Here is a 12,140-nt window from a genome sequence, read left to right as displayed (position 1 = left end):
ACCAGTTGAATCCGTCCAGTACCTATCGCTGGCCTATACCGACCGGCTGGCCGAACTCGGGATTGCACCCTCGGTGGGCTCGCGCGGCGATAGCTATGACAACGCCCCCGGCGAGGCGGTCAATGCCGCCTACAAGACCGAGCTGATAAACCGCGGCAAACCGAGGCGATGCATCGACGACGTCGAACTCGCCACCGCCAATGAGTGGCCTGGTACAGCCAGGAACGCCGGCACGAAGCCCTCGGCTACATTCCACCCGCCGAGTACGAGGCCGCCCTGACCGGCGCCTCACATCCTGCCGAGCAGCCAACCCCGGCCCTCGCAACCGACTAGGAACAAAACCTGGGGTAGTTCAACAACTACATTAACGCCGGGCGGGCTTTCAATAGCCCCGGTGGATGCCCGGATTGGCCTGGCCCACCAACGCCCGCTGATTGTGCCCGTCCGCAGCTACCCCGTAGCGGGCCATCTGATAATTCATCGATGCGCACGCATTGGCTACCGGATCCCAAATATGATTCGACGTCCCCGGCTGGTGATAGCGCGCGAACGTCCCCGGCACCAGCTGCCACACCCCGCGGCTGGAATTCTCTGGGCCCCCGTCGGTTTGGCGCGCACCATGGGCGTTGCCGTCGATCAAATTGATGGCATCGGTACGAAACCCTGATTCGTGCTCGGCGATCGTCGTCATCCCCGCCATCCAATGCGCCCGGGCCCGCGGATCAGAAATCCCCATCCGATCCAACGCCTCCTCCAAATAGCGGCCGACCGCCTCCCGACCGCCGGCCCACACACCCTTGCCCGCAAACGACACCTCAGACACCGGGATCGCCGCCTGGGCGACCCCCGCCGCACCGGCCGCCAACCGACCCGACGCCCCGACACCACCCCGGCCTGTCCCCGCCATACCGCCGGCGAACCCGCGGCCCAGCAGTGAGGTCGGCATCCCGACCAGGCCACTCGCACCGCTCAAACCACCCCCGCGGCCAAGGGAGGGCAGCGAACCCATCCCCGACAGCATCGACGACACCCCGCCCATCCCGCTGCCGCCCATCCCCCGATACGCCATCGCCAACTGCCGCAACCGCGTCGCCAACACCCGGTTCTGCTCGGTCGTGACCTGCAACTGGCGCTGCATCGCCGCCAAATGCTCATCCATCGTCGCCACGACCATCCGCACCCCCGCCGGCGACGACGCCAGCGGCCTGGCCGCCGCCCCCGCCACCCGCGCCTGATCGCGGATCACCCCCGCACCAGCGCGGCCGGAAGCACCCACCGCCCCGCCCTCACCGGCGGCCTGCCCCGACTCCACATCCAGGCCCACCACCGCGGCCCGGGCCCGCGAATACTGCCCGTCAGCGGCGACCGCCCCGCCGCCCAAACCGCCACCGCCAGAAGGGACCTCAGGCACCGAAGCACCCCCGCCGCCCGCGGCGAACACCCCGCCACCCTCCGGACCGCCAGCAGGAAACAACCCATACCCACGAGTCAGCAACCGGTCCACCCCGGCCACAAACTCCCCAATACTCACCCACCAAAACTAACCGCCGAAAAACCCCCCGACCACAACGCGCCGCGAGCTATTGAGCAGAAACCAGCGGTGCAACACCAGTGTTACACTTGGTCTGTGCCCACCAAACGCCGTCGTCATGCCATCACCGAAACACCGCCCGTCGAAGCGGCGTTGGAACAACTACGCCGCGAGCTAGGCACCGATCACGTCGAGCTTGGCGAGCTTGTCGTCCTCGGCGCCGCTGCGAAGCTCGCCTTGATCCATGCTGAGCGCGATAGCGACTCAGACCTGAGACGACGACTGGCCGACCGGGTACGGTCGCGCAGCCTTCCGGTCGAGGTAGACGCGGCAGAACGCGTACGCCGATCCGGATGGTCGCGCGCGTGAGTATCCAACTGCTGCTCGACAATTCGGCGTTCGTGCGCCTCGCAGCCCCCCTGCTGGACGAGCACCGGGTGCTGAACATCGCTGAAGCAATCGAGCAGCGCCGCGTCGGTACCTGCCTGCCGTTCCTTCTCGAGGCTGGGTATTCCGCGCGAAATGCCACCGATCATGCCGAACTCCTCCGTGAGCTCGCGGCGCTGCCGATGCTGCACATCGACACCGAAGTTGAGCGACGCGCCCTCGACGCGCAGCGTCAACTCGCCCACGCCGGACACCATCGCCTCCCGCCCGTCGATCTCCTCATCGCCGCCCTAGCGGATCGGCACAACGTAGGAGTGCTGCACTATGACCACGACTACGACATCCTCGCGGAAAAGACCGACCTGCGATTCACCAGCGAGTGGCTAGCTACACGCGGCACCCTCTGACCCCAGGTGTATGCGAACATATTCACACTCGCCGCATCGAACCGAACAGGCTGTAAACGAGCGGTTAACCTTTTTAGATGGCCAAGGCGCGGCGATCCCCTGGGTGAACGAGCGCACGACGCTCCTGCTAGCGCGGCTAGGCGAGTACGAGATGACGCTGCCCGAAGACGTAGCGCGACAGCTCATTTCCGACCACCTCGACACAACAGCGGAATTGATGCGTATCGGCCGAGAGGCCGCCAAAACCTATGTCACCGACAATTTCATTGTCAAGATTGCCGATCACCTACTCGGGATCGACCAGGCCAAAACTCACGACGGCGTCCTATCGTTAACCGCGGCCCGCCGCAGAAGGCACCAAATACAGAAACCATGAACGCACGTATTCTCGATTCGCGATTCCCTAACCGCCGAAACACCTTTCGCGGCCCTCCCCCGTAGGGCCTAGGCCGCGACAAACTCACTCAATGCCAGTCGCACACCGCACACCCACGCCGCGTACACCACATTCGCCAGATCCCCGCCGTAGCGTTCCCAGCACAGCAACACCTCCAGACGACGGCAATTGATGAAAAGCTTTGCATAGCTGGTCATCTGGTCAGGATTCTCCAGCCCGTCGAGACCTGGACGTTGCGCGCCGGCCAATACCACCGCGGTGTCATATTCCGCACCCAACGCCGCCCACTCGTCAACGCGAGGCCACTGCCGCCCGACCAACGCGCGCGCCACCGACTGGGCGACCGGCGACAGCTCATCGTCGATGCCGCCAAAAACCAGCCGCCGCACTAACTCTCGGCAATAATCGCGCAGCACCGACTCATCCGCTGTCTTGACACTGGCATACAGTGCCGCATCCACCGTCTGCAAACGGTGTGAGCGCGATGCCAAAAGCTTCGAAGCGGGGCTATCCAGACCCGACGGCGGCACGCCGGTCGCGATCTCACGCACCGCAGGATGATCCGTCAGATACTCCGATGGCCACGCCCACGTCGTGGCAACCGCCGACACCTCATCGCCCAGCGCGCGCGCCGCCCGCACCGCCTTGTCGGCGGGATTGACCCAGCCAAACCAGCGCGTATCAAACTCATCGTTGAACGCGGCCGCTATCGGCATCGTCTTACGGACAAACACACCCGGTGGAATATAGGTAGCCCCATCGTTGCTCGCCACCCACAGCGACGTCGCTCCCGTCGACCGATTGTGGCCAACAGCAACCGCCCAATCCAAGCCCGGATCCGTCACACACGCCGCCCCGGCCAAATCCGCCACCGCGAGGCGCGCCAACGCCAAATCGGTCTCCGCGGAATCCCGGCTCACCCGGGCGACACTGCGTCTACTCACCGGCACCAAACCAGCAGTACTCCCGCTCCCTGCCGGAGAAACCACACCCTCCGCCGGTAACCCGGCCGGTGCCCCCACCCCGGCCGGTGCCGCAGTCGACATCGTCGGCGGCAACACCGACCCGTACGGCGCCAAACCACCCGCCGCCATCCCAGGCACACCCGCCGCCGGCGCCGAAGATACCGGCGCGGCAACAGGAGCCGCCGCCGGCGCGGCCGCGGCAACAGTACTTTCCACCGGCGACGCCATCAACGGCGCTAGCGGAGCCGAAGGAGGCGACGCAGCCGGCATCGCCCCCGCAGCTGTCGTCCCAGCCGCCAAACCACGCCCGAAATCGGCACCAAGAGACGACAATGCAGGCGGAGGACTCACCGACGACGACAAACCACCCGTCGACGGCAAACCCGCAGCCCCAGGAAACTTGCCCAAACCCTGCACCATCGACATCGGAAACCCAGGAACACCCCCGCCGCCACCCGGCATACTCGGCAACCCCGGCAAACCGCCGCCGCCAAGCGACGACAATGGACTCGGAGTCGGTCTCGGCGGTGCAGGAGAAACACCGTCAGTGGAGTGTTCAGGTAGGCGACCGCTCGGAGCTTGCGGACTCGGCCCGGGACTAGGCGACGATGCGTCCGGTTTCGTCCCGTTCAACCCTGGCCGAGCACTCGGGTCACCTGGCTTACCCGGAACCGGCCTCTCGGGAGGACCTGTTGACTCGTCCGGAGTCAAGCCATTCCCATTGCCCGCTTGTCTGATCTTCGGTCGTTTCCCCTCATCGTGGCTGGGCGGAAATTTGTTCGTGAACAGCAGGGTGTCATTGGCCACATCGGTGTGCAGGTCGGCGGAGTACGTGTGAATCATCGCCCGGTGCTTGCTAAGGATTACCGCTATCTGTGCAATTGACTGACCAGTCCCGCTGCGCAAGAACGCTTGCACTTCCTGGTGGGCGGCGTTGCTTTCTCGAAGCATCCATCGCTTGGTGCGCTCGACATCGCTGGACACACGGGCCACCAGTTTCTTGGCAAAGCCCGCCACGTCAGCTTGTTTGAACTTGGCCGCAGCCGCAGCCCGATACGCCGCTTCCGCGGCCGCCGCCCCCTCGCCGGCGGTCCAAGAATCATTGAACACTTGCTGGGTAAGCCGGTGCACCTCATTCCCCTGCTGCTCATGGAATTGCTCTTCCCGGCACAGAGCTTCGGCCTCTATCGCCAGCTCCGTCTCCGAGTCAACCGGCCACACAAACGGCGAGAACAACAAACCGACGAACATGCCCTGCGGGATCGGATGATCGCCCCCCACATGAGGAAGCGACGGCACGCTCATGTGCTCCAAGGGCTTTGCCGCCGACTGATCGAACAGCGTCAGCAGCTTCGCCGCCTGCTTGTTATTGCGCTCAGACACCCACTCCGGAACTTCGCTGGACCCGGCTACTGCTCCCATCGCTTAATCACCTCGGAAGCCCGCATGCGTCCACCAGCGAGTTGATGGCTTCGGAGTCCACGTCCGTAAGCCGATTAACCTCAGAGATCGGCGTGTTTCCCATCGCAGCGGTAGTCACGTCAAGCGTGCTGCGGATGTAATTCTGTGCCGCCTCCGCGACCTTGATTGGGACCGCGGGTACGAGAGCATTCTGGACGGCCGACGCGCTGTTCAATGCTCGTAGGAGTAATGGCACGTTGGGATTTCCTTCAACCCGGAAACCACCCGTTCCCTGTTGGCCGCGCACCGACACATCAAACACCTGACACAAACGTTCTTTTGCGGCAGATGTTTCGGCCACGCTGAATCGCGGCGGTGTCGTCGGCGAAGCTGGCGCGACAGCTGACGGTGGCGTTGAAGTCGATGACAACCGTGCTCCGTTTAGAGCGAAGTAGGTGACTGCCGCGCTCACGCCGCCGGACACTGCCACCACCACCAGCGCCAGGATTGCCCACGCCCAGTTCCGGCCTCGCGCTTGCGCCGATTGTGGCTGTGGATGCTGAGGTGATCCCTCCGGAGGCTGAGGCGGCGTCGCAGGCGGAGGCAGCGTCACCGACGGCGAAGCCTCCCGCGACCACGGTGACGACGATGTCGTAGCCGTCATCTCAAAATCCTCTCCTACGTGCTAAGCGCGCCTTGGTTGGCTGCCTCCGCGGTCTCGACCGCAGCGACACTGGTCTCACGGCTCGTCGTGTTGGCGGCCACCCGGATTGCAGTTTCGACCCGGTGCACAGTTCGCGTGCCATTAATTGCGCTCATCAGCGCGGTCGTGTACCCGCCGACTCGCACAACCCCGGCAGTTGCGCTTGGCTGTGACGCGGACACGACATCCGCGCTCGACAAACCCACTTGCGTCGTCTGCGGATCCATCTCGAAATTTCGCGCCATGCGGTGATCCTACCGAGCATGAGAGCCCAAGACATGGGTCAACCAGCATTAATTCGGCCGCTCCGCGTGCCTTTGATTCACGCTTTGTGCAGTTCCTGCGGTAACTACCGAGGATCGCCGTGCCGCCGGTCAGTCAGAACTAGTGTTGTCCAGCCGTAGCTCCCATTGACCCGTTGCCCTTCAGCGCACTGCTGCCGCCTAGACGTCGTCCAGTAGGTCTTCAATGAGCTGCTTGGAGCGCTCCGGGATAGCTGTGTCTGGGAAATAGCGTTTAACAATGGCCCACACTTCCGCGCGCCCTGTAATCCGCAGGTGATCGAGCAGGAAGCGGATGTCGTCGGTGTCCCGGACCGCCCGGGCAGCCAGGACCTTCATCGCTAGCAGGTGGCGGGGCGGGGTCGCTGCGACTTGCAGGTGCGGGTGGTCGAACACCAAACTGCCCTGACCCGCACTGCGTGAGACATAAACCGCAGCCTGATTGTTGAGCCACGTCGATGGCCAACCCTGCTCAATCGCTACTTCACGGATCGCGGCGATCATCGGACCGTCGGGAGAAAACAATCCGTCGATATCGCGCGTGGCGGTGCGGGTTTGGTCGTAAGCCAGGATCATCGCGGCGCCACCCAGGACATGGACATGGCCAACGATCCGGCGGCGCTCGAGCTTTTCCGCCAAAGCGCTAAACGCGCGACGCAGCTCGCTGAGGTCAAACAACGGCTCAGGCATCGGACTAACTCCGTCGTGGGTGAGGTCGTGGCGGTCTAGGTATATTCCGCGCCGACGAAACGAGGCCGGCGTCCACAACATGGCGTGGAGCCGGCCGGAGGGCAGGGGTGAAATCCACCAGGGCGCCTCGACGAGGAAGCGTTCGAGCGTGCAGCTCCACAGCGGGCCTGGCGACCCGTAGCGGCTGGCGAGGTGTTCGGCAATCGCAGCCAGCAGTGCGTCATAGCGGGAGTCACCGGTTGGGGGCGGCTCGCTGCTGGTCAGTGAGAGGGCGGCGGGTCCGGATTCGTCTGCGCCGCGACTGAATTCGAAAAAAATCCGAAGCCTTGTCCGTTCATCGCTGGCGCGAATGATCGCCTCGGCCGTTTCGGAAAGGGTGTGGGCCTGGACGGAAGGTGTTAGGTCGGTGCGGGCGCCCTGGCGGCGGGACACGCCACGTACCTCGTCGACGGGATAGCCCGATACTCGGCGGATTCCCCGGTCGGACAGGATGCTGCGGGCCCGCGACGGTGTTACATGCCAATGACGGGCAGCTTGGTCCGCCGTCCAGAGCTCCACAACCACCAACATACGCGCATTTTGCCCGGAAGTTAACCGGGATTGGGCCAGCTTCGGCTGAGCAGCGCCGCCAAACGCGGGTCGGACAGCCCGCTGTCTCCCAAGATGCCGTGCGCGCTCCACAGGCTCAGAGCTGGTGCGGCGGGACCATGCAGCCGTACCGGAGCTGCTTCATCGAAGCCGAGAGTGAGTGTCCACTGGTGTAGGTCGGGGTGGAATTCGGTGCACGAGTCGAACCAGAAACTCATCTGCCCGTGGGGGACCGTAGTGCAGATCAGCCGGTCGGTGGTGACGATGACGGAGCTGGTTTGGTGAAAGCGCCACTGGTGCGCGGCTTTTCGCTCCGCGTTTGCTTTTCGGCGGTGGTTGATCGCGCCCTGCACTGCAAGGGCTCCGAACATGAGCGCGGGGCGGCCGGCGACGATCAGCGAAAACGGCGAATAGCGTGTGTCGGTGTCGCAGTAGCGGCTGTAGCCGATCTCGGTGCTCAGTAGCGCGTGCTCGGCCGGTCCCAGGACCGGGCCGTAGACCTCGATCGGTCTTGGGGGGCGCCCCGCGCGTAGCGCGGTCGCGCAACCGCGACTGTAGTGCCACCACTGCTCTGACAGGGACTGCGGCCACGCCTGCGGTGGCCGCGCGTCGGCGCACCCAGGTGTACGGCGGGCCTCAGCGTGCACGAGTGCGTAAGCGCGTCGAGCGGCCGGCAGATTGGGTGTGCCTCCGGGAGGAGGCATACCAGGGATGTTGTTCATGGCCGCACGGTATCTCGATGTACCGACACGCTTTAGTCGCCGCGCAGTTCGCCGAGGATGCGGATCGCCGCGGCCCGCTCCTCATCGCCTAGCCACGGCAGCATCCACACCAACGCGTCTTCCATCTCGCGCGCCGCATTGGCGAAGTCTTCCTCGATCGCTGCGCGCGCGGTGTTTCCCATGTTGTCGCGGTGAGCGGCGAACGTGCGGCGCATTTTGATTAGGTGTTCGGCCATAGTGAAACGCTCGGCGGCGTTGGTTGCTGACGTTGGTCCGTTGGCCGGTGATGTCGTGGCCACTCCGGCCGCGGCGACCGTTGGCCGTGGGCGCGGGGGGTTGCCGTCGAGAATGGCTTCAACGCTGCCGGGTTCCCACTCGATGGCGCGTTCGAGGGCTCGGCGCAATTTGTGGCTCAGACGGCCAGCTCGGTTGTTCTCAATGGCCCGCAACGTTTCTACCGACGGGCCACCTTGGGTCGTGACGTCGGCTTGGCTGAGTCCCAGCTCGTTACGGCGATCGCGCACCGCGATACCGAGCGTGGCCCAAGACATGTGCGATATTTTGCCCGATTTCCCGGTAAATAACTGCATCCTCACCGCTGGTCGGTCGAGGAGGTGGGCCTGGTGTTGGCGGGTGTCCGCGTGGGCGTTCATCTGCCGAGCTTGTTTCTGACGTGCGCCGATGGCGTCGGTGTGCGCGCAGTTGCCACGGGCGTCTGGTCCTTTGTCGTGATCGATCCTATCGGTACGTTATCGCATTTCGCGGTGACAACCGGTAATTATATGCTAAATTACCGGTAATTCACCGGTAGGACGGTCAGGTGAAGAACCCGCGGCTGGAGCCCGGAGGGCTTCCGCACCGAACGCACAGGAGGACTTCCCATGACAACCACCCCCAGCGCCCGCACCCCCCGACCGTCGGATTCGTCTCGGCTACGCGCTGAGGTGCGCCTATTTCACACTGAGCAGGATCTGGCGTGCCGCGAGGATCCGGAGTTGTTCTTCAATCCGAACCGCAAGTCGCGCGCGGTGGCCCGCTGCGCGGAGTGCCCATTTCGGGGTCGCTGCAGCTACAACGCCGTGGCCTCTGGTGCAACGCACGGCATCTGGGGCGGGATGTCGCTACCCGGTCACTATCCAACGCAGCTCGCGCCGGTCTACGCCCGCCTGGCTGAGCAGTTCGAGGCGCGCCGCAGGGGGGAGATCGGCGATGTCGCTGTGGCGCCGCTACCCGAGCTCCTCGTCGAGCAACTTGTCCAGGACTTTCCTATCAAAGTCATCGCCGGTGCGGCGTGAGTACCGCGGCGATCAAGGTGTGCCCGGTGGTGTCGAGTGTCGATGAGAACGGCACGCAACGGATCACGCTTCTGGATCGAGTGAGTCGGTGCTGCGCGGGGCCTCCAAGCCGCCCGGCCACACCCACTGGCGGCTCTACATAGTGCCACCCTGGCCCGTGTCGTTCGCCGGCGACGCTGATGCCACCCAGCACCTGCTCACCGCGCGCCGCGCAGATGCCGCTGCGGCCTCCCGCAACGAGCGCAGAGGCCCGCCAATGGTTGAGGCTCATCGGGCACCTTTACGCCCATCTCGCCGAAGCGGGAACCGCCCCCGCGACGTCGCGCTAAATCACGTCTCGGCGCCATCACCGAGAACCGCTGGTAGGAGGCGTGCGGATCACAACAACATCTCAGGGACGCGGCGGTCGGAGGCGCGCTATCAGATAGCCGCGTGAGGATCGCGCCATGGCTCAGCCGCACAAAGGTCAACGCAAACTCCTCATGTGCAGCCCCGCTGAAGAGGTCTACGAGGAAGTAAAGGCCGACGCCGCCGCGTAAGGCATCCAGCCTGTCCCAGCTCGGCGCCTCCAAGGACATCGCCACGCAGATCGCGCAGTCCGAGGCGCACGTGGCGGCGCGGCGCACCCCACCCAGGCCGCGACAGATCGCCAGATAGTTGGTGAAGTATCTGTCGAGGTAAATTGCAGCGTGGCGCGGTTGCCGGTTGGCGCGCTACTGCAACAGTTCGCGCACTGGTGAATCTGCGGGCCCGATGTGCTGGTCAAACGCCTCGTTAAGGACGGTAAGCATCCGTTCGGAGCCGCCGCGCAGCACATCGGTGATCAGATCTTCCAGCTCGATATGGGTATAGCGAGTAAGAGCGGTCGGTTCGATGTAGAGGTCCTCGATGTAGCCATCTCGCTCGATAGTCACCTGGACCTCCTCGCCGAAGGGCCCCAGGTCGTCGGCGCGGCGCTGGCAGTCGGCGTTGAACTGCGCAAGCGCAGCGCGGACCATCTCGATTTGCTTCTCGATCGCCGCGACGGCCTGGGCATCACTTGCGGGCATCGGGTTGCTCCCCGCGCGGTTTGCGCTCTCTGTCATCGTCTTTGTTGCGTCCTTCTCGACGGTTTTTGACCGGCTCACTGTTCGGCGGCACCACCACCGCCAGCGTGCGGTCCTGATACAACTGCTTATTCTGCGGCCCCGAACCGCTGCCGCCACGCCCACCCATCGGTGGCATCATCGGTCCCATCGCCCCCACCGCTGGGGCCGGTCCTGCCGATGACGGCGGTGCTGCGGGCGCCGCTAGTGCTGCCGCTGGTGCGGCCGCCTCCGGGGCTGCAGCCAACGGCGCGGGCGCGGTCATCGCGCCGCCGTCACTGGCCGGCGCGGTCTGTCCGTCCCCGCCGCCGCCGAAGTTGGAGCCCGCCGTTGGCTCGCCGAGGGATTCCGGAGATTCTGGTGGCGACTCCCCGCCGGGAGGTGCTCCGCCGCCGGGGTGTTGACCCAAGCCGCTCATCATCGGCGCCGCGGCCTGCTGGACTCCTTGCAAGGCCTTGGCTCCCGCCCCCGCCAGACCCCCCATCGCGCCGCCCAGGCCGCCGACCACCCCGCCGATGATTCCCAGGATCAGCATCGGCGCTGCTCCCGCACTAGCACCGGTCACCGTTTCCAGCAACGGGTTACCGAATGGGGTCGAATCCACGTCGGCCGGCGGCCACGTCGTCCCGCCACGGAGCAGGCTCTCCCCCGACCCCGGGCCTTGCTGCACCGGCTCTAACGGCGCGCCGGTGGCCGCGGGATCGGGTTTGGTCACCGGCGTGCCACCAGGGCCCTTGGCGCGCTGCACATCAGGACTGTCCGGTATGGCTCCCGGCGGTGGGGCCGGCGCCCCCGGGCCGAGACCGGGCAGCGCCTCAGCGAAGCTGTAGCTGCTAAACCCAGCCGTCGACGCCTGATACAGGCCGGCAACCTTCACCTGGGCGTGCACCACCGCTTCGCGGCGCATCCCGCGCGCGGCGATATTGGCCTGCACCGCTGTCTGCAACTCGCGCTCCCCCGCCACCACTTGCCGGTGAGTCGGGATCGCGGTACTCGCGCGGTGGAAATTCTGCAAGTGAGTCGCCGCCTGCTGCGCCAAGCCCGCAACATGGCGTGCGTGGCCCTCATACCAGCGCTGCAACGTGCGCAACCGCGCTGTCGCCGCCTGTGCGCTGGCCGCATCCCAACTGGCCTCGATCGCCGTGATCACCGCCCCCAGCTGCAAGCCCGCCCGCTCAAGCTGCGCGGCCTCGGTGCGCATGCTGGTTTGCACCGCCTGCCACGCCTGCGTCCCCCCACCGGCGCGGCCGGTATCGATCAGCCGGGCGATGTCACGCGGTGCGGCCGGGACCTCACCGGCCGGCGCCGACACCCCGCCGCCCAGAAGATCGGCGACAGCATCGATATCCACCGCCGGCGCCGGTGTGCGTGCCGGTATCGCCCCGCCGCCACCGGCACTCAAAGTCGCCGCCGATACCGCCTCCTGATCGTCGAAGTCCGCGGCGCTGGTCTGCACCATCACCCCGTAACGCTGGGCCAGCGCGTTGGCGATCGCGGTGTAGCGCCGAGCCAGGCTGACCGCGGCACTGAACCGGAAACTGGCGGCCACCGATACATGATCAGGCGCGCACGGCTGCACCTGGTCAGCGTGCGGGACCGCCGCGTGCGCGACCGCACAGGCCTGCCCGGCCGCGCCGGTGAGCGCCGGTGTGTCTACCCGTACCGAGTTCGCCACCGCTGAAAAGCCT

General features: G+C 65.6%; 13 protein-coding genes and 1 pseudogene. 5 read left to right on the top strand and 9 right to left on the bottom strand.

Annotation, left to right across the window (positions count from 1 at the left end):
- Nucleotides 1-16: 16 nt before the first annotated feature.
- Nucleotides 17-208: pseudogene (locus ACZYZ9_RS20695) on the top strand (hypothetical protein); the annotation flags it as partial.
- Nucleotides 209-382: 174 nt separating this feature from the next.
- On the opposite strand, the gene ACZYZ9_RS20690 reads toward ACZYZ9_RS20695, so the two are convergent.
- Nucleotides 383-1,531, bottom strand: a complete 1,149-nt coding sequence (locus ACZYZ9_RS20690) for a transglycosylase SLT domain-containing protein (RefSeq protein ID WP_463828137.1) — start codon at nt 1,529-1,531, stop codon at nt 383-385.
- Nucleotides 1,532-1,627: 96 nt separating this feature from the next.
- Between ACZYZ9_RS20690 and ACZYZ9_RS20685 the strand changes: the two genes are divergently transcribed.
- The 3 genes from ACZYZ9_RS20685 (at nt 1,628) to ACZYZ9_RS20675 (ending at nt 2,701) form a co-directional block, all read left to right on the top strand.
- Nucleotides 1,628-1,900 (top strand): hypothetical protein, encoded by a 273-nt coding sequence (locus tag ACZYZ9_RS20685; RefSeq protein ID WP_463828136.1) that lies wholly within the window; start codon nt 1,628-1,630, stop codon nt 1,898-1,900.
- The gene (locus tag ACZYZ9_RS20680) at nt 1,897-2,325 is read left to right on the top strand and encodes a PIN domain-containing protein (protein WP_463828135.1); all 429 of its coding nucleotides are present in this window, start codon (nt 1,897-1,899) and stop codon (nt 2,323-2,325) included. The genes ACZYZ9_RS20685 and ACZYZ9_RS20680 overlap by 4 nt, the downstream gene beginning before the upstream one ends.
- A 103-nt stretch (nt 2,326-2,428) precedes the next feature.
- Nucleotides 2,429-2,701 (top strand): hypothetical protein, encoded by a 273-nt coding sequence (locus ACZYZ9_RS20675; RefSeq protein WP_463828134.1) that lies wholly within the window; start codon nt 2,429-2,431, stop codon nt 2,699-2,701.
- A gap of 68 nt (nt 2,702-2,769) precedes the next feature.
- Here the strand turns inward: ACZYZ9_RS20675 and ACZYZ9_RS20670 are convergent, their stop codons facing one another.
- From ACZYZ9_RS20670 to ACZYZ9_RS20645, 6 genes are all read right to left on the bottom strand, one after another.
- Nucleotides 2,770-5,070, bottom strand: coding sequence for a hypothetical protein (locus ACZYZ9_RS20670; protein ID WP_463828133.1), 2,301 nt, complete (start codon nt 5,068-5,070; stop codon nt 2,770-2,772).
- Between the two features lie 46 nt (nt 5,071-5,116).
- Nucleotides 5,117-5,584, bottom strand: a complete 468-nt coding sequence (locus ACZYZ9_RS20665; RefSeq protein ID WP_463828132.1) for a hypothetical protein — start codon at nt 5,582-5,584, stop codon at nt 5,117-5,119.
- A gap of 182 nt (nt 5,585-5,766) precedes the next feature.
- Nucleotides 5,767-6,036 carry a hypothetical protein gene (locus tag ACZYZ9_RS20660; protein WP_463828131.1) on the bottom strand — a complete coding sequence of 90 codons (270 nt, stop codon included), beginning with the start codon at nt 6,034-6,036 and terminating at the stop codon, nt 5,767-5,769.
- A 198-nt stretch (nt 6,037-6,234) separates the two neighbouring features.
- A complete protein-coding gene (locus tag ACZYZ9_RS20655; RefSeq protein WP_463828130.1) occupies nt 6,235-7,332 on the bottom strand; it encodes a hypothetical protein in 1,098 nt (365 codons plus the stop codon).
- Between the two features lie 20 nt (nt 7,333-7,352).
- Nucleotides 7,353-8,072, bottom strand: coding sequence for a hypothetical protein (locus ACZYZ9_RS20650; RefSeq protein ID WP_463828129.1), 720 nt, complete (start codon nt 8,070-8,072; stop codon nt 7,353-7,355).
- A 32-nt stretch (nt 8,073-8,104) separates the two neighbouring features.
- Complete coding sequence (locus tag ACZYZ9_RS20645) at nt 8,105-8,725, bottom strand: helix-turn-helix domain-containing protein (RefSeq protein ID WP_463828128.1); 621 nt, start codon at nt 8,723-8,725, stop codon at nt 8,105-8,107.
- Nucleotides 8,726-8,953: 228 nt separating this feature from the next.
- Between ACZYZ9_RS20645 and ACZYZ9_RS20640 the strand changes: the two genes are divergently transcribed.
- Nucleotides 8,954-9,367: a WhiB family transcriptional regulator gene (locus tag ACZYZ9_RS20640; protein WP_463828127.1), complete on the top strand. Its 414-nt coding sequence runs from the start codon at nt 8,954-8,956 to the stop codon at nt 9,365-9,367.
- Between the two features lie 713 nt (nt 9,368-10,080).
- Here ACZYZ9_RS20640 and ACZYZ9_RS20635 read toward each other — a convergent pair.
- Nucleotides 10,081-10,416, bottom strand: a complete 336-nt coding sequence (locus ACZYZ9_RS20635; protein ID WP_463828126.1) for a hypothetical protein — start codon at nt 10,414-10,416, stop codon at nt 10,081-10,083.
- A complete protein-coding gene (locus ACZYZ9_RS20630; protein WP_463828125.1) occupies nt 10,403-12,127 on the bottom strand; it encodes a PPE domain-containing protein in 1,725 nt (574 codons plus the stop codon). Before ACZYZ9_RS20630 ends, ACZYZ9_RS20635 begins: the two co-directional genes overlap by 14 nt.
- Between the last annotated feature and the right edge of the window lie 13 nt (nt 12,128-12,140).

The organism is Mycobacterium sp. IDUB_28, assembly GCF_055419285.1.
This window is presented reverse-complemented; position numbering and strand designations above follow the sequence as displayed.